Here is a 17,010-nt window from a genome sequence, read left to right as displayed (position 1 = left end):
CGCGCTCAGCTGTCCCGCTCGCGCTGGGCTTCGGGGTGCAGCGGGGGCAGCGCGGCGGTGGCCTCGGTCCGGCTCAGGCCGGTCGCCTGCAGCAGGTCCACCGCGATCGAGCGGACCTGCAGGACGACCACCTGCATCGAGAAGTCGCCCTCGCCGAGCATCTCCACTGTGGACTTCTTCGCCACCGAGCGGGCGGCCTCGCGGGTCTGCAGCGGGTCGACCCCGCTGGCCAGCTCGTCGCGCAGCAGCACCACCGCGCCCGCCAGCTCCTCCAGCAGGGCCGGCAGCGGGCGCGGCACCGGCTCGCCGTCGCGCAGCGCGGCCAGCGCCCGCCGCGCCAGCACGCGGGTGTTGCGCAGCGCCCGGTCGATGGGCGCCGCCGCGTTGTCGTAGCGTTCGAGGTCACCGCGCCGCCGCCACCGGATGGGCGCGAACCGGGCGATCTCCTGCCCGGTCTCCAGCGCCTTGCGGAACTCCTCGACCAGCCGCTGGCTCTTGCGGGCGTTGGCGAGCACGTCGCCCGCCATCTCGGGGTCCTGCCGCGCCACCGCCCCGGCGACGCCGCGCAGCGCGTCGGCCAGCGCGCCGAGCACCAGCCGCCCGTTGCGGTGGGCCACGGTGAGCGGGTTGGCGGGCAGCAGCGTCGCGACGACGAACCCGACCAGGCCGCCGATCGCGGCGTCGACCATGCGGGTCAGCCCGCCCTCGCTCGCGGGCGGCAGCAGCGTCGCGACCAGCACCGACGACGAGGCGGCCTGGAGCACGATCACCACCCCGCTGTCCAGCAGCACGGCGGTGCTCATGGCCAGCGCGACGACCAGCGCGATCTGCCAGGAGCCGGTGCCGATGACCGAGATGAGCAGGTCGCCGACGCCGATGCCGATGCTCACGCCGACGACCAGCTCCAGCGAGCGGCGCATCCGCTGGCCCAGCGAGACGCCGAGCGAGATGACCGCCGCGGTGGGCGCGAAGAACGGCAACGGGTGGCCGACCACGTTCTTGGCGACGAACCACGCGAGCCCGGCCGCGACCGCGCACTGCACGATCGGCACGCCGGTGCGCAGCAGTCGGCGGAGCCGACGGACCAGTTCCTCGCGCAGTCGGTGCACACGGGCATTGTCCGTCAGATCGCCCGTCGCGCCGCGACGTCGTGAGTGCGCAGGCCGGCTGGAGCCGGTCCCGGCACTCACGACCTCCGCGTCACCGCTGCTCAGGCCAGGCCGGTGGCCTCCACGGAGGCCGGGTCGCTGTCGACGAGCAGCTGCCGGCAGCGGTCGTGCTCGTCGTCCTCGCCGATCGCCTTCGCGGCCTTGGCCAGCGCCGCGATGGAGCGCAGCACGCCCTGGTTGGGCTCGTGGCGCCACGGCACCGGCCCGAAGCCCTTCCAACCCGCCTTGCGCAGCGCGTCGAGTCCCCGGTGGTAACCGGTGCGGGCGTAGGCGTAGGCGGCGATGTTCTCCCCGGACGCCAGCGCGGCCTCGGCGAGCGCGGCCCACGCGGCGCTGAAGGCCGGGTGGTGCGCGGCGACCACGGCCGGGTCGGTGCCCGCGCCGAGCTCGGCCTGCGCCTCGGTGTTCTCCGGGAGCAGGGTCTCCGGCGGTTCCAACAGGTTCTTCGTCATGACCCAATCCTGTCAGGTGCCCGGACCCACCGTCCGGCACCGACCGCACCACTCGACCCGGTGATGCGCGGAGGGCACCTCCCGACGGGAGGTGCCCTCCAGGACGAAGACCGGCGTCAGCCGGCGAGCATCCGGCCGGCGGACTTGAGGTTCTCGCAGGCGTGGGCGACGCGGGCAGCCATGGACTGCTCGGCCACCTTGAGGTAGCTGCGCGGGTCGTAGGTCTTCTTGTTGCCGACCTCGCCGTCGACCTTCAGCACGCCGTCGTAGTTCTTGAACATGTGGTCCGCGATCGGGCGGCTGAAGGCGTACTGCGTGTCGGTGTCGATGTTCATCTTCACCACGCCGTAGGAGACCGCCTCGTGGATCTCCTCCAGCAGCGAGCCCGAGCCGCCGTGGAAGACCAGGTCGAACGGCTTGGAACCGGCCGGCAGGCCCAGCTTCTGCGAGGCCACCTCCTGGCCCTTCTTCAGGATCTCCGGGCGCAGCTTGACGTTGCCCGGCTTGTACACGCCGTGCACGTTGCCGAAGGTGGCGGCCAGCAGGTAGCGGCCCTTCTCACCGCTGCCGAGGGCGTCCACGGTCTTCTCGTAGTCGCCGGGCGCGGTGTAGAGCTTCTCGTTGATGTCGTTGGCGATGCCGTCCTCCTCGCCACCGACGACGCCGACCTCCAGCTCGAGGATGATCTTGGCCTTGGCCGCGGCGGCCAGCAGGTCCTGCGCGATCTCCAGGTTCTCGTCGAGGTCGATCGCCGAGCCGTCCCACATGTGGGACTGGAACAGCGGGTTCTCACCGCGGTTGACCCGCTCCTGGCTGATCTGGATCAGCGGTCGGACGAACCCGTCCAGCTTGTCCTTCGGGCAGTGGTCGGTGTGCAGGGCGATGTTCACCGGGTACTTCGCGGCGACGACGTGCGCGAACTCGGCCAGCGCGGTGGCGCCGGTGACCATGTCCTTGACCTTCGTGCCGGAAGCGAACTCGGCACCGCCGGTCGACAGCTGGATGATGCCGTCGCTCTCGGCCTCCGCGAACCCGCGCAGCGCCGCGTTGAGCGTCTCCGACGAGGTCACGTTGATGGCCGGGTAGGCGAATTCGCCCGCCTTCGCCCGGTCCAGCATCTCCGCGTAGACCTCGGGGGTCGCGATGGGCATCGGTCGTCCTCCTCGCATGGAGTTCAGTCTTGGTGACGGAGAGTTGCGCAGCATCCTACGAGCCGCTCCCCGCGACCCGCGGGCGTCGTCGGCTCGGCGCCACACTTTCGCGTCACAGTGCCCGAGCCCGACCTGTTTTGGAAAGCTGGTGCAAGGATTCAGATCAGGACGAATCCTGTGTACATCCTCACACGCTGGGGTTTCGCGGGCGCGGCGGACGCGCTCCGGCGCCCGCCTCACCCGCTCTGGCGATCACAGCCAGGCGCCGACGACGACGTCCCACTCCCGCACGGTGGTCTGCGCGATCACCCCGGCCTCGGTGTAGGGGTCGGCGTCGATGACCCGCTGCAGCTCGTCGCGGTCGGCGACCTCGTAGACCAGCTGCGCCCCCTTGCCGTCGGTGAACGGGCCGCCGGCCAGCACCACCCCTCGCTCCGCCAGGTCCCGGCAGTACTCGCGGTGCTTCGGGCGCACCTCCAGCCGGCGCTCCTCGTCCTCGCCGTAGACCAGGTCGACCACGAACTTGGCCATGCGGACACCTCCGTCCTCGGATCACGATCGATGCGCACGCTACCCCGACCGCGCCACACCGACCGGGGGACGACCGGTAACTTGTTCGATCATGGCCGGTGATTCACGCGGAGTCGAACGGAGCGTCGAGCAGACCCTCGGCCACTTGCGCACCCTGGACGGAGCGGCGGTCGCGGACTCGAGCCAGCCGCTGACCTTGGAGGACCTCTACCGGCAGCAGCGCATGCGGATGGTGCGCCTGGCCATCCTGCTGGTCGACGACCCGGCGACGGCCGAGGACGTGGTGCAGGAGGCGTTCACCGGCCTGTACCGGAACTGGTCCGGGCTGCGCGACGCCCGGGCCGCGATCGGCTACCTGCGGACCGCGGTGGTCAACGGCAGCCGGTCGGTGCTGCGCCGCCGCAAGACGGCGCGCGAGTACCAACCGCCGCACCAGGCCGACGCGCGCTCGGCGGAGTCGCTGGCGATGCTGAGCGCCGAGCACCAGGCGGTGGTGGCGGCGCTGAGCAAGCTGCCGCCCCGGCAGCGGGAGGTCCTGGTGCTGCGCTACTACGGCAACCTGTCCGAGGCGGAGATCGCCGAGGCCACCGGGGTGTCGCGGGGCACCGTGAAGTCCACCGCGAGCCGCGCGCTGGACGCGCTGCAGAAGCTGATGAGCGGGTGAACGCGACACCTCCGCGAACAACACACCGGTTTGGTGTAGACCACTGGGTGGTCGGTGGCGGAGGATCGTCGGCGTGACCGCGAACGCCATCGCCGTCGACGTCGGCGGCACCGAGACCAAGGCCGCGCTGGTCGCCGTCGGCGAGCGCGGTGCGGAGCCGCAGCGCCGGCTGAGACGCCCGACCCCGCGCGGAGCGGACGGTGCGGAGACCGCCGAGCTGGTGGTGACCGCCGTGGCCGAGCTGGTGGCGGAGCTGCGCGCGGACGCCGCCGCGGACGCGGTCGGCGTGGTGGTGCCCGGAGCGGTCGACGAGGTCCGCGGCGTCGGGGTGTGGTCGGCCAACCTCGGCTGGCGCGACGCCCCGCTGCGCGACCTGCTCGCCGAGCGCGTCGACCTGCCGGTCACCCTCGGGCACGACGTGCGCGCGGGCGGCCTCGCCGAGGCCCGCCTGGGCGCCGCGCGCGGCCGGCGCGACGTGGCGGTGGTGCCGATCGGCACCGGCATCGCCGCGGCGCTGCTGTTCGACGGGCGGCTGCACTCCGGCGGCGGCTTCGCGGGCGAGATCGGGCACCTCGACATCGGCCACGACGAGCGCTGCGGCTGCGGCCGCACCGGCTGCCTGGAGGCGCTGGCGTCCTCGGCGGCCGTGGCCCGCCGCTACCGGGAGCGCACCGGCGTGGCGCGCACCAGCGCGGAGGTGGCCGCGGCCGTGCGCGCGGGCGAGGCGGACGCGCACGCTGTGTGGCAGGAGGCGGTCGACGCGCTCGCCCAGGGCCTGCTGGTGCTGGTGACGGTGGCCGCGCCCGAGTGCATCGTGCTCGGCGGCGGGCTCGCGCAGGCCGGCGACCTGCTCACCGGACCGCTGCGCAGCAGGCTCGACGACGAGCTGGCGGCGTACCACCGCCGCCCAGACCTGGAACTGGCCGAACTCGGTGACACCGCGGGCTGCCTGGGGGCAGCGCTGCTGGCGACGGAAGGGTTGGAAAGACAGTGAACGCTCCCGAATTGGTCCTCGCCGGTGGGCAGGTCGTCACCCCGGAGGGAGTGCTGGACCGGGGCTGGGTCCGGGTGGCCGGCGGGACGATCGCCGAGGTCGGCACCGGTGCGACCCCGGCGGGCGAGGTCGTGGACCTGCGCGGGCAGTGGCTGGTGCCCGGCTTCGTGGACATCCACTGCCACGGCGGTGGCGGCGGCTCGTTCACCAGCACCGAGGTCGACCAGGCGCGGACCGCGATCGCCGCGCACCGCCGGCACGGCACCACGACGATGCTGGCCAGCCTGGTGTCGGCCCCGCTGCCCGACCTGGCCAAGCAGATCAGCGCGCTCAGCGACCTGGTCACCGACGGCGAGCTCGCCGGCATCCACCTGGAGGGGCCGTTCCTGTCCTCGGCGCGGTGCGGCGCGCACGACCCGGCGAGCCTGCGCGCCCCGGCGACCGCCGCGGTGCAGCAGCTGCTGGACGCGGGGCGCGGGGCGGTCCGGATGGTCACCCTGGCGCCGGAGCTGCCGGGCGGGGTCGACGCCGTCCGGCAACTGGTCGACCACGGGGTGATCGCCGCGGTCGGGCACACCGACGCGGTGCTGTCGCAGGTGGTGCCCGCGGTGGAGGCCGGGGCCACGGTGGCCACGCACCTGTTCAACGCGATGCGCCCGCTGCACCACCGGGAGCCGGGCCCGATCGGCGTGCTGCTGGAGGACGAGCGGGTGACCGTCGAGCTCATCTGCGACCTGGTGCACCTGCACCCGGCGATCGTGCAGCTGGCCGCCTCGCACGCGGGCACCGGGCGGACGGTGCTGGTCACCGACGCCATCAGCGCCACCGACGCCGGGGACGGCACCTACGAGCTGGGCGGGCTGCCGGTGACGGTGACCGACGGGGAGGCGCGGCTGGCGGACGGCTCGCTGGCGGGCAGCACGCTGACCATGGACGTGGCGTTCCGCAACCTGGTCGAGTCGTGCGGGCAGAGCGTGCCGGCCGCGGTGGCGGCGGCGTCGACCCGACCGGCGCGGCTGCTCGGCCTCGGCGACCGCACCGGCGCGATCCTGCCGGGCCTGGCCGCCGACCTGGTGGTGCTGGACACCGACCTGCAGCTCACCGGGGTCCTCAAGGACGGCGAGTGGGCCGTCGCCCCCCGCTGAGACGCGGCTCGCGCGTGCGACGCCGCGGCGGGGCGCGCCGTCGCTAGGCTCGGGGCGTGACCGCACGCGATCCCGAGCACCTGCTGTCCGCGGCGCTGCGCGCGCACGCCGGTGGGAGTCCCGGCGCGGTGCCACCGCCGCCCGCTCCACCCCCGCCGCGACGCGAGCGGCTGCCGGTGGCGGGGGTCCTGCTGTTCGCGATCGTCCTCGGCCTGGCGACCGGCGCCGTCGCCGCCGCCGTGACCCTCCTCGGCTCTCCGCTCTCCTGATCGACACCCGGGAGGGGCACCAGACCGGTGTGCGCGGGCTGATCAACGGGTGGTGCGGTGTGCACGGCGGGTGACTCGCCCGTGGATCGGGCGCCACAGCGTCGCGGTACCGTTGGCGACCGTGACGACCGAACTGCCCGCGCTCGCCAACGCCGCCGCGAACACCTCCGCACTGGCCTTGCTGCCGGACTGGCTCGACCCCGAGAACATCGTCCAGTCGCTCGGCCCGTTCGCCCTGATCGGCGTCTGCCTGATCATCTTCGCCGAATGCGGCCTGCTCATCGGCTTCTTCCTGCCCGGTGACTCCCTGCTGTTCGTCACCGGCCTGTTCGTCGCGGCCGGTGCGATCGACACCCCGATCTGGCTGGTCTGCGCCCTGCTGAGCCTCTGCGCGTTCGTGGGCAACGTGACCGGGTACTGGATCGGCCGCAAGGTCGGGCCCGCGCTGTTCAACAAGCCGGACTCGAAGCTGTTCAAGCGCGAGCACGTCGACAAGACCCACGACTTCTTCGAGCGCTACGGGGCGCGGGCGATCATCCTGGCCCGGTTCGTGCCGATCGTCCGCACCTTCATCACCGCGGTCGCGGGCATCGCGCAGATGGACCGGCGGAAGTTCTTCAGCTACTCCGCGATCGGCGGTGTCGCCTGGATCGTGCTCATGACGCTGCTGGGCTACTTCCTCGGCAACATCCCGTGGATCCGGGACAACCTCGAGGCCATGGCCATCGTGATCGTGCTGGTCTCGGTCATCCCGATCATCATCGAGTACCTCAAGGGCCGTCGCGAGAAGGCCCGCGACGCCGCGAGCTGACCAGTCGCCACATCGCGCGGGCCCGGGACTCCCGGGTCCGCGCGATCTGCTCTTCCGGCCCCGGCGGGTCGGGGATCGTGGCAGGACACCGGTGTCCTGCGACTCCCAGGGGGCACGAACGGTGGAACTCTCCCAGGTCCGGCTGCTGGTGACCGACTTCGCCGCCTGCTACCGCTTCTACCGGGACGTCCTGCGGCTGACGCCGCAGTTCGAGGCGCCCGGCGGCCCGTGCGCGAGGTTCAGCCCGGACGGCGGCACCGCGGGCACCGCCCTGCAGGACCGGGCGCAGATGGCGCAGGTGCTCGACGAGCTCGGCGCGGAGCCGTCCGGGTACCGGTCGCTGGTCGTCCTGCACGTCGACGACCTGGAGCGCTACTGCGCGGAGGTCACCGACCGCGGCGCCCGGCTGCGCCACGGCCCGGCCCCGATGACCGACCGGATGCGGGTCGCGCACCTGACCGACCCCGAGGGGAACCTGGTCGAGGTCCAGGAGTGGCTGGCCCCGCGCGGGTGATCACCAGGCGGCGTCGAGGTCGGCGTGCTGCTGGACCCAGGTGTGCATCACGATCCCGGCCGCCACGCCCGCGTTGATCGAGCGCGTCGAGCCGAACTGCGCGATGGAGACCACCAGGTCGGCGCCCTCCCGCGAGTCCTCGCGCAGCCCGGGCCCCTCCTGGCCGAACAGCAGCACGCAGCGGCGCGGCAGCGCGGTGCGCTCGATCGGGACGGCGCCGGGCGTGTTGTCCACCGCGACGAGCGCGAGGTCGTGCTCGGCCGCGTACTCGCGCAGCGACGGCAGCTCGGGGTGGTGGTGGATGTGCTGGTAGCGGTCGGTGACCATGGCACCCCGCCGGTTCCACCGCCGCCGCCCGACGATGTGCACGGCGCGCGCGGCGAAGGCGTTCGCGGTGCGCACCACGGTGCCGATGTTGTGGTCGTGCTGGAAGTTCTCGATGGCCACGTGGAAGTCGTGCCGCCGCCGGTCGAGGTCGGCGACGATCGCCTCGCGCCGCCAGTACCGGTAGTGGTCGACCACGTTGCGGCGGTCGCCGTGCTCCAGCAGCTCGGGGTCGTACCGCTCGTCGGTCGGCCACGGCCCCTCCCAGGGGCCGACACCGACCGTGGTGCCCCACTCGGTGGGCCCGACGACGGTGTGCGCCTCTCCGCGGTCCACTGCTCCCGCTCCTCCGCGATGGTCCGGCGCCGTCACGGCCTGCGGCCGGAGCCGCTCACGACAGGCCGAGGTCGGCCAGGCCGAGCAGCGACCGGTACGGCAGACCGGCGGCCTCGATCTTCTCCCGCGCCCCGGTGTCGCGGTCCACGACGGTGGCCACCCCGACGACCTCCGCGCCGGCCTCGCGCAGCGCGTCGACGGCGGTGAGCACGCTGCCCCCGGTGGTGGAGGTGTCCTCGACGGCGAGCACCCGGCGCCCGGTGACGTCCGGACCCTCGATGAGCCGCTGCATGCCGTGCGACTTGGTGCTCTTGCGCACCACGAAGGCGTCCAGCGGAGCCCCGTCGGCGTGCAGCACGGCGGTGGCGACGGGGTCGGCGCCGAGCGTCAGGCCGCCGACGGCGACGTAGTCCCAGTCCGCGGTGAGCTGGCGCAGCAGCCGGCCGATCAGCGGCGCCGCCCGGTGGTGCAGCGTCGCGCGTCGCAGGTCGACGTAGTAGTCGGCCTCCTTGCCGGACGCCAACGTCACCTTGCCGTGCACCACGGCGAGGTCCCGGACCAGGCCGGCGAGCTCGGAACGCTGCTGCTCATCCACTGTGACCACGAGACCCCAGCTTACGGACCGGTCCTCGCCCGCTCCGGCGCCGGGTCAGGTGCGGCCCGGGACGGTGCGGGTGACGATCGCCCGCTGCAGGCTCTGCGGCACCAGCCGGCCGAGGGCGACCAGCGCCTTGTACTGCGCGCCCGGCACCGAGATGTCCTTGCCGCGGCGGAGGTCGGCCAGCGCCTCGTGCACCACCTGGTCGACCTGCAGCCAGAACGCCTTGGGCAGCCGGCTCATCTCCAGCTTGGCCCGCTGGTGGAACTCGGTCTGGGTGAAGCCGGGGCACAGCGCCATGACCCGCACCCCGGTGCCGGCCAGCGCGATGGACAGGCCGCGCGAGAAGGCGGTCACGTACGCCTTGGTCGCGCCGTAGGTCGACCCGGCCACCGGGAAGAACCCGGCCACGCTCGACACGTTGATCACGTCACCGCGGCCGCGCTCGCGCATGCCCGGGACGGCGGCGTGCGTCAGCGCGAGCACCGCGCCCGCGTTGAGGTCGAGCTGCCGCTGCAGCTCGGCGCCGGGGGTGTCCCAGAACGCGCCGGCGGTGCCGAACCCGGCGTTGTTGACCAGCAGGTCAACCGGCCGCTCGACGTCGGCCAGCCGCTTCTCGACCTCCGCGCGCTGGGTCTCGTCGGCGAGGTCGGCGGAGATCACCTCGCAGTGCACCCCGTGCCGGGCTTGCAACCGGTCGGCGAGTTCGGCGAGCCGGTCGGCGTTGCGTGCGACCAGGACCATGTCGTGGCCTTCAGCGGCGAGGCGGCGGGCGAAGGCGCGCCCGATCCCCGCGGTAGCTCCGGTGACGAGTGCGGTAGGCATGCGCCGAACTTACCTCGGCGCCGCGGCCGACCGCCGAGCGCCGGGCTCAGCGGGACGAGGACTCCGAGGAGGTCGGCTCGGGCTCCTCGGCCTCGGCCTCTGCCTCGTTGGGGTCGCTGTCGAACGGGTCGACCAGGTCGGCGAGGTCGCCGAGGTCGCGCAGCAGGCGCTCCAGCCGGGCCGGGTCGGCCTGCGCGGGTTCCAGGGCGGCCAGCACCCAGTCGTTCTCCAGCCACACCACGGTGACGTCCGAGCCGATCTCCTCGGTGGCGTCGACCAGGTCCGGGGTGACCAGCGGGCGCGCGGCCGCCACCTCGGTGACGAACGCGTAGCGGGAGCCGACCGGGCCGAGCAGGTCGAGCTCGGAGTCCTGCGGCACCGGCACGTCGGGCAGCCACAGCTCGATGGTGGCGGGGGCCTCCCGGCGGCAGCGGATGCCCGCCAGCACGGTCGCCGTCCGGCCGCCGACCTCCAGGTCCATCACGGAGACCTGGCGCCGGCCGTCGGAGGTGAAGGTCGAGCCGGCGACCACGTCGGTGGCGGTCGGGCTGACGTACTGGGCGAGCGCGCCGCGCTCCCAGCGGGTCGGCAGGACGCGGTCGGCCTCGGCGAACTGCCAACCGCGCAGCGCCGCCCACCGCCGCCGTTCGCGGTTGCTGGAGACGCGCTGCGAGCGGTCGGCGATCAGCAGCGCGACGCCCGCGCCGATGGCGAGGACGGCGACGACGAACCAGAGCCACGCAGGTATGCCCACACAGCGCAGGGTAGTCCGATCACCGCCGAAGACGAAGATCACCTTGGCATCCGACCCGGAACCGCTCCATCGGCTGAAGCTCACCTGCGAAAACGCTGCGGGGACTCCCGCACGGCCGGGCGTTGCGCGCTACGTCGTGGCGAGGTTGTCGCAGAGGGCCTGCCACTCCGCGCGGTCCGGGGCCGGGCCGGGGAGCTCGGGCCCGCCCGGGCGCAGGCCCTCGAGCACCAGGCCGAGGTAGCGGGCGCGCAGCTCGGCGCGGCGGTGCTCGCTGGTCGGCAGCCGCGGGTTGAGGTGCTTGAACAGCAGCAGCACGTCGGTCCAGTCGACGTCGGTGCGCAGCTCACCGGCCTGCTGCGCGGCGGTCACGAGGTGCTCGATCGCCGTCGCCAGGCGCTGCTGCAGGTCGCGGAACCGGTCCGAGTAGACGTGCTGCGGGTCCATCGGCGGCAGCACCGTGCCGATGCCGGACCCCTCGCGCAGGCACCGCCGCATGAACCGGACCAGCGCCGCCCAGGCGTCGGGTTCCTCCGCCCGCGCCCGCTCGGCCTCGTCGAGCATCAGCTGGAACGCGGCGATGCGGACCTGCTCGACCAGCTCGTGCTTGCTCGGGTAGCGGCGGTACACGCTGGCCACTCCGACGCCCGCGCGCTTGGCGACCTCGGCCATCGGGGCCGCGAAGCCCTGCTCGGCGAACACCTCGCGCGCCGCCCGGATCACCCGGTCGTCGTGCTGCGCGTGCCTGTGCGGTGTGGTCATGGCCACAGGATAACCCCGGACCGGAATGATCCGTTCCGATCGCGGGTTGCAGGTGCGGATCCGCTCGTCCAGTGAGGGAGTGCCTTGACCACCACGGAACCCGCCAGGGCCAGCAGCGCGGTGCGCGCGCCGCGGGAGGGGTTGTCCCGGCCCGCTGCCTTCTGGTTCACCGGTGCGCTCTACGCGCTGTTCCTCATGGCGTCCACCGCCCCCTCCCCGATGTACTCGCTGTACCAGCAGCGCTGGGGCTTCACGACCACCGTGCTCACCGAGGTCTTCGCCGCCTACGCGGTGGCGATCCTGGTCGCGCTGCTGCTGTTCGGGTCGCTGTCCGACCACGTCGGGCGGCGCCCGGTGCTCGTGGTGGCGCTCGGGCTGGAGATCGTCTCGATGCTGCTGCTCGCCTTCGCCCCCGGCGTCGGCTGGCTGTACGCCGGTCGCGCGCTGCAGGGCCTGGCCACCGGTGTGGCGACCAGCGCCATCAGCGGCTCGCTGCTGGACTTCCAGCGTCCCGGCTCCAACCGCGGAGCGCTGGTCAACGGCGTGTCCTCGGCCTTCGGCATGGCGCTGGGCTCGCTGGGCGCGGGGGCGCTGGTGCAGTTCGTGCCCGGCCCGACGCTGACCAGCTACCTGCTGCTGGTGCTCGGCTTCGCGCTGGCCGTCCCGGGCGTGCTGGCGATGCCGGAACCGGTCACCCAGCGCGGTGCCCTGCGCGAGGCGCTGCGCCCGCAGCGCCCGACCGTCCCGGCGGGCAAGGGGCTGACGTTCACGCTGATGGCCACCACCCTGCTCTCGTCGTGGACCGTCGGCGGGATGTTCATGTCCCTCGGCCCGTCCGTGGCCAAGGGCATGGTCGACGCCAGCCCGCACCTGGTCGGTGGCGCGACGGTCGCGGTGCTGACCGGGCTCGGCGGGGTCGGTCAGCTGCTGCTGTCCGGGCTCGACGCCCGCCGCGCGGTGCGCATCGCCGGCCCGGTGATGGTGGTCGGACTCGCCGGGGTGGCGGCCTCGACCGTCGCGCACCAGCCGCTGCTGTTCTTCACCGCCGCGGCGGTCCTCGGCGTCGGCTGGGGCCTGATGTTCATGGGCGGCATGCGGATGCTGACCAGCCTGGCCCCGCCGGAGCACCGCGCGGGCACCTCGGCGCTGATCTACGTGGTGGCCTACCTGTCGGCGGGCGTGCCGAGCGTGACGCTGGGCGTGGTGAGCACCGCCTTCGGCCTGACCACGGCGACGGTCGCCTTCGCCTCGGCGGCCGCCCTGTTCGCCGTGGTCGCCGTGACCTCCACCTACCTGCACCGCTGAGCCGCGGTCGGCCGTCGCCGTGGGGGACCGGCGACGGCCGCCGCGCTCAGCTCTCGACCGCGCTGACCACGAGGGAGTCGTTGTCGTCCGCGGTGTCCACCCGGACCTTGTCGCCCTCGCGGATCTCGCCCGCCAGCAGCTTGCGGGCCAGCTGGTCGCCGATGGCCGTCTGCACCAGGCGCCGCAGCGGGCGCGCCCCGTAGACCGGGTCGAACCCGTTGAGCGCCAGCCAGTCCCGCGCCGCCGGCTGGACGTCGAGGGTGAGGCGGCGCTGCGCCAGGCGCTGCGCCAGCCGGTCCACCTGGATGTCCACGATGGACGTCAGCTCCTCGGTGGACAGCGAGTGGAACACCACCACGTCGTCCAGCCGGTTCAGGAACTCCGGCTTGAAGTGCTGGCGCACCACCGACATCACCGCGTCGTCCCGCTGCTCCTCGGTCAGGTTCGGGTCCGCGATCGCGTGCGAGCCGAGGTTCGAGGTCAGCACCAGGATCGTGTTGCGGAAGTCCACCGTGCGGCCCTGGCCGTCGGTGAGCCGCCCGTCGTCGAGCACCTGCAGCAGCACGTCGAAGACGTCCTGGTGCGCCTTCTCCACCTCGTCGAACAGCACCACCGAGTAGGGCCGCCGGCGCACCGACTCGGTCAGCTGGCCGCCCTGGTCGTAGCCGACGTACCCGGGCGGGGCGCCGACGAGCCGGGCCACCGAGTGCTTCTCGGCGTACTCGCTCATGTCGATGCGGATCATCGCCCGCTCGTCGTCGAACAGGAACTCGGCCAGCGCCTTGGCCAGCTCGGTCTTGCCGACACCGGTCGGGCCGAGGAACAGGAACGAGCCCGTCGGCCGGTCCGGGTCGGCGACCCCGGCGCGGGTGCGGCGCACCGCGTCGGACACCGCGCGCACGGCCTCGGCCTGGCCGACCACGCGCGACTCCAGCGCCTCCTCCATGCGCAGCAGCTTGGCGGTCTCGCCCTCCAGCAGCCGCCCGGCGGGGATGCCGGTCCAGGAGCTCACCACGTCCGCGACGTCGTCGGCGGTGACCTCCTCCTGCAGCATCGCCTTGCGCTCGCTCTGCGCGGCCGTGGCGGTCTCGAGCTCCTTCTCCAGCTGCGGGATCCGGCCGTAGCGCAGCTCGGCGGCCTTGCCCAGGTCGCCGTCGCGCTCGGCGCGCTCGGACTCGCCGCGCAGCTGCTCCAGCTGCGTCTTGAGGTCGCGGACCCGGTCGATGGACTCCTTCTCCTGCTGCCACCGCGCGGTCAGCTCGGAGAGCTTCTCGCGGCGGTCGGCGAGCTCGGCGCGCAGCGCGGCCAGCCGCTCCAGGGAGGCCGGGTCGTCCTCCTTGGACAGCGCCATCTCCTCGATCTCCAGCCGCCGCACCGCGCGTTCCACCTCGTCGATCTCCACCGGGCGGGAGTCGATCTCCATGCGCAACCGCGACGCCGCCTCGTCGACCAGGTCGATCGCCTTGTCCGGCAGGAAGCGCGCCGTGATGTAGCGGTCGGACAGGGTCGCCGCGGCGACCAGCGCGCCGTCGGTGATCCGCACACCGTGGTGCACCTCGTAGCGCTCCTTGAGGCCGCGCAGGATCGCCACGGTGTCCTCCGGGCTCGGCTCGCCGACCAGCACCTGCTGGAAGCGGCGCTCCAGCGCGGCGTCGGTCTCGATGTGCTCGCGGTACTCGTCGAGCGTGGTCGCGCCGACCATGCGCAGCTCACCGCGGGCCAGCATCGGCTTGATCATGTTCCCGGCGTCCATCGCGCCCTCGCCGGTGGCGCCGGCGCCGACGATGGTGTGCAGCTCGTCGATGAAGGTGATGACCTGCCCGGCCGAGTCGGTGATCTCCTTGAGCACCGCCTTGAGCCGCTCCTCGAACTCGCCGCGGTACTTCGCCCCGGCCACCATCGAGCCGAGGTCCAGCGCCACCACGCGCTTGCCGCGCAGCGACTCCGGCACGTCACCCGCCACGATGCGCTGGGCCAAGCCCTCCACGATCGCGGTCTTGCCGACGCCGGGCTCGCCGATGAGCACCGGGTTGTTCTTGGTGCGGCGGGACAGCACCTGCACGACGCGGCGGATCTCGGCGTCCCGCCCGATCACCGGGTCCAGGTCGCCCTTGCGGGCCCGCTCGGTGAGGTCCTGGCCGTACTTCTCCAGGGCCTTGTAGGTGCCCTCGGGGTCCGGGCTGGTCACGCGGGCCGAGCCGCGCACCTTGCCGAAGGCCTCCTGGAGCGCCTCCGGGGTGGCGCCGTGCTTGCGGAGCAGGTCGGCGACGCGGCCGCCTTCCGCGGCCAACCCGACGAGCAGGTGCTCGGTGGAGACGTACTCGTCGCCCATCTCGGTCGCCAGCCGCTGCGCGTGGGTGAGCGCCGCGACGGCCTCGCGGGACAGCTGCGGGGCCGACACCGTGCTGCCGCTGGCCGACGGCAGCGTGCTGATCAGCTTCTCGAGCTCCTCGTGCACCGCAGCAGGTTCGGCACCGACCGCGGTGAGCAGCGGCGCGGTCACCCCGTCGCCCTGGGCGAGCAGCGCCCCGAGCAGGTGAGCGGGGCTGACGTCCGGGTTGCCGGCCACGGTCGCGGCCTGCACCGCCGAGGAGATCGCCTGCTGGGTCTTGGTCGTCGGGTTGAACGCGTCCATTCCTCACCTCGTCGCCACTGGCTCCTGCCAGCTCATCCTGGCTCGTCTCGGGCTCTTCCACATGACCAACGTAAGAAAAGTTGAGCGGGTTCCACTCAAGGATAGGACGTGACGCAGGACACGGACAGGTCTCGATCCCAGACAAAGTCACACGGATGACTTGTTGGCGACATTTCACTCGATTTAGCTAAACTGCCATGACCTTCAGCACAGGACCGGACGGTCCGCACGTCTTGGCCGCTGAGGAGGGCGGAGCGCTCTCCGGCATCGAGAACACGATCAACAGCGTCTTCGACCCCGTCAGCGAGGCGTTCTCCAACGTCGTCTTCGGCGAGCTCACGGTCTTCGGGGTGACCTTCCCGTGGATCGTCGCCTGGCTGGTCATCGCCGCCGCGGTGTTCACCGTGGTCTTCGGGTTCATCCAGGTCCGGTCGTTCAAGCTGGCCGTCGACCTGGTGCGCGGCAAGTACACCGACGACTCCGAGCCGGGCGAGATCAACCACTTCCAGGCGCTCGCCTCCGCGCTGTCCGGCACCGTCGGCCTCGGCAACATCGCCGGCGTCGGCGTCGCGGTGACCGTCGGCGGCGCGGGTGCGACCTTCTGGATGATCGTCTGCGGCCTGCTCGGCATGGCCACCAAGTTCGTCGAGTGCACCCTCGGCGTGAAGTACCGGGAGATCGACGCCGACGGCGTCGTCTCCGGCGGGCCCATGCACTACCTGCGCAAGGGCATCGCGGAACGCATCCCGAACGCCTTCGGCGCCTCGCTGGGCAAGGTGCTGAGCGTGCTCGCCGCGATCATGATCCTGTTCTTCGCCATCGCCGGCGGCAACATGTTCCAGGCCAACCAGACCTTCGCGCAGCTGCGCGACGTCACCGGCGGCGACACCGGCCTGCTCGGCTCCGACGGCGCGGCGCTGGTCTTCGGCGTCCTGCTGGCGGTGCTGATCGGCGCGGTGATCATCGGCGGGATCAAGTCCATCGGCGCGGTCACCAGCCGCCTGGTCCCGGCCATGGCCGTGATCTACGTGCTGGCCGGCCTCACCGTCATCGGCGTCAACTACGACGCGGTCCCCGGCGCCGTCGGCGACATCATCTCCGGCGCGTTCACCCCGGAGGCCGGGTTCGGCGGGCTCATCGGCGTGCTCATCGTCGGCTTCCAGCGCGCCGCGTTCTCCAACGAGGCGGGGCTCGGCTCGGCACCGATCGCGCACTCGGCGGTGAAGACCAAGCACCCGGTCACCGAGGGCCTGGTCGCACTGCTGGAGCCGTTCATCGACACCGTCGTCGTCTGCACCATGACGGCGCTGACCATCGTCATCGCCAAGACGCAGTTCTGGACCGACGCGCAGCAGACGGTGCTCAACGGCGGCGACACCCCGGACGGCGTCACGGTGACCTCGGAGTCCTTCGCGACCGTGCTGCCGTGGTTCCCGTACGTGCTGACCCTGGCCGTGGCGCTGTTCGCGATCTCCACGATCATCACCTGGGGCTACTACGGCCAGCGCGCCTGGCTGTACCTGTTCGGCAAGAGCAAGGCCAAGGAGCGGGTCTACAACGTCCTGTTCTGCGTGTTCACCGTGGTGGGCTCGGTGCTGACGCTGGGCAGCGTGCTCGACTTCGCCGACGCGGTGCTGTTCGCGCTGGCGCTGTTCAACATCATCGGGCTCTACATCATGATCCCGGTGGTGAAGCGCGAGCTGGCGGCCTACCGCGAGAAGCTCCGCACCGGGGAGGTCCGCAAGCTCGAGAAGCTCTGACGACCCACCCCACC

At 72.6% G+C, this 17,010-nt stretch carries 18 protein-coding genes; 8 read left to right on the top strand and 10 right to left on the bottom strand.

What is annotated here, in order from left to right:
• Positions 1–5 precede the first annotated feature (5 nt).
• The 4 genes from HNR68_RS04270 to HNR68_RS04255 all read right to left on the bottom strand — a co-directional run bounded on the left by HNR68_RS04270 (position 6) and on the right by HNR68_RS04255 (position 3,303).
• Entirely contained in the window at positions 6–1,109 is a 1,104-nt protein-coding gene (locus tag HNR68_RS04270) for an FUSC family protein (RefSeq protein WP_179717833.1), read from the bottom strand.
• A 101-nt stretch (positions 1,110–1,210) separates the two neighbouring features.
• Positions 1,211–1,621 (bottom strand): DUF3151 domain-containing protein, encoded by a 411-nt coding sequence (locus HNR68_RS04265; RefSeq protein ID WP_179717831.1) that lies wholly within the window; start codon positions 1,619–1,621, stop codon positions 1,211–1,213.
• Positions 1,622–1,737: 116 nt separating this feature from the next.
• Positions 1,738–2,772, bottom strand: coding sequence for a class II fructose-bisphosphate aldolase (fbaA, locus tag HNR68_RS04260; RefSeq protein WP_179717829.1), 1,035 nt, complete (start codon positions 2,770–2,772; stop codon positions 1,738–1,740).
• Between the two features lie 252 nt (positions 2,773–3,024).
• Positions 3,025–3,303 carry a YciI family protein gene (locus tag HNR68_RS04255; protein ID WP_179717827.1) on the bottom strand — a complete coding sequence of 93 codons (279 nt, stop codon included), beginning with the start codon at positions 3,301–3,303 and terminating at the stop codon, positions 3,025–3,027.
• Between the two features lie 91 nt (positions 3,304–3,394).
• Here HNR68_RS04255 and HNR68_RS04250 point away from each other — a divergent pair, with 91 nt between their 5' ends.
• The 6 genes from HNR68_RS04250 (at position 3,395) to HNR68_RS04225 (ending at position 7,700) form a co-directional block, all read left to right on the top strand.
• On the top strand, positions 3,395–3,967 hold the full coding sequence (locus HNR68_RS04250) for a SigE family RNA polymerase sigma factor (protein WP_179717825.1): 573 nt from the start codon (positions 3,395–3,397) through the stop codon (positions 3,965–3,967).
• 73 nt (positions 3,968–4,040) lie between these two features.
• Positions 4,041–4,961 (top strand): ROK family protein, encoded by a 921-nt coding sequence (locus HNR68_RS04245; protein ID WP_179717823.1) that lies wholly within the window; start codon positions 4,041–4,043, stop codon positions 4,959–4,961.
• Complete coding sequence (nagA, locus tag HNR68_RS04240) at positions 4,958–6,106, top strand: N-acetylglucosamine-6-phosphate deacetylase (RefSeq protein WP_179717821.1); 1,149 nt, start codon at positions 4,958–4,960, stop codon at positions 6,104–6,106. Before HNR68_RS04245 ends, nagA begins: the two co-directional genes overlap by 4 nt.
• 56 nt (positions 6,107–6,162) lie before the next feature.
• Positions 6,163–6,375 carry a hypothetical protein gene (locus tag HNR68_RS04235; RefSeq protein WP_179717819.1) on the top strand — a complete coding sequence of 71 codons (213 nt, stop codon included), beginning with the start codon at positions 6,163–6,165 and terminating at the stop codon, positions 6,373–6,375.
• A gap of 121 nt (positions 6,376–6,496) precedes the next feature.
• The gene (locus HNR68_RS04230) at positions 6,497–7,186 is read left to right on the top strand and encodes a DedA family protein (RefSeq protein WP_343049928.1); all 690 of its coding nucleotides are present in this window, start codon (positions 6,497–6,499) and stop codon (positions 7,184–7,186) included.
• 121 nt (positions 7,187–7,307) lie between these two features.
• Complete coding sequence (locus HNR68_RS04225; RefSeq protein ID WP_179717817.1) at positions 7,308–7,700, top strand: VOC family protein; 393 nt, start codon at positions 7,308–7,310, stop codon at positions 7,698–7,700.
• Here HNR68_RS04225 and HNR68_RS04220 read toward each other — a convergent pair whose 3' ends face one another.
• From HNR68_RS04220 to HNR68_RS04200, 5 genes are all read right to left on the bottom strand, one after another.
• Positions 7,701–8,360 carry a TrmH family RNA methyltransferase gene (locus tag HNR68_RS04220; RefSeq protein ID WP_179717815.1) on the bottom strand — a complete coding sequence of 220 codons (660 nt, stop codon included), beginning with the start codon at positions 8,358–8,360 and terminating at the stop codon, positions 7,701–7,703.
• Between the two features lie 55 nt (positions 8,361–8,415).
• Positions 8,416–8,964 carry an orotate phosphoribosyltransferase gene (gene pyrE / locus HNR68_RS04215; RefSeq protein WP_179717813.1) on the bottom strand — a complete coding sequence of 183 codons (549 nt, stop codon included), beginning with the start codon at positions 8,962–8,964 and terminating at the stop codon, positions 8,416–8,418.
• 45 nt (positions 8,965–9,009) lie between these two features.
• Entirely contained in the window at positions 9,010–9,783 is a 774-nt protein-coding gene (locus HNR68_RS04210) for an SDR family NAD(P)-dependent oxidoreductase (protein WP_179717811.1), read from the bottom strand.
• Positions 9,784–9,829: 46 nt separating this feature from the next.
• The gene (locus HNR68_RS04205) at positions 9,830–10,537 is read right to left on the bottom strand and encodes a type III secretion system chaperone family protein (RefSeq protein ID WP_343049926.1); all 708 of its coding nucleotides are present in this window, start codon (positions 10,535–10,537) and stop codon (positions 9,830–9,832) included.
• 129 nt (positions 10,538–10,666) lie between these two features.
• Positions 10,667–11,296, bottom strand: a complete 630-nt coding sequence (locus tag HNR68_RS04200; protein WP_179717809.1) for a TetR/AcrR family transcriptional regulator — start codon at positions 11,294–11,296, stop codon at positions 10,667–10,669.
• Between the two features lie 84 nt (positions 11,297–11,380).
• Between HNR68_RS04200 and HNR68_RS04195 the strand changes: the two genes are divergently transcribed.
• Positions 11,381–12,601, top strand: a complete 1,221-nt coding sequence (locus tag HNR68_RS04195; RefSeq protein WP_246330385.1) for an MFS transporter — start codon at positions 11,381–11,383, stop codon at positions 12,599–12,601.
• Between the two features lie 46 nt (positions 12,602–12,647).
• On the opposite strand, the gene clpB is transcribed toward HNR68_RS04195, so the two are convergent.
• The gene (gene clpB / locus HNR68_RS04190; RefSeq protein WP_179717807.1) at positions 12,648–15,236 is read right to left on the bottom strand and encodes an ATP-dependent chaperone ClpB; all 2,589 of its coding nucleotides are present in this window, start codon (positions 15,234–15,236) and stop codon (positions 12,648–12,650) included.
• A 197-nt stretch (positions 15,237–15,433) separates the two neighbouring features.
• Between clpB and HNR68_RS04185 the strand changes: the two genes are divergently transcribed.
• Positions 15,434–16,996, top strand: a complete 1,563-nt coding sequence (locus HNR68_RS04185) for an alanine/glycine:cation symporter family protein (protein ID WP_179717805.1) — start codon at positions 15,434–15,436, stop codon at positions 16,994–16,996.
• The last annotated feature ends 14 nt before the right edge of the window (positions 16,997–17,010 follow it).

The organism is Saccharopolyspora hordei, from assembly GCF_013410345.1.
GTDB classification, from domain to species: Bacteria; Actinomycetota; Actinomycetes; order Mycobacteriales; family Pseudonocardiaceae; genus Saccharopolyspora; species Saccharopolyspora hordei.
Note: the sequence above shows the minus strand (reverse complement) of the source record. Positions and strands in the feature narration are given on the sequence as shown.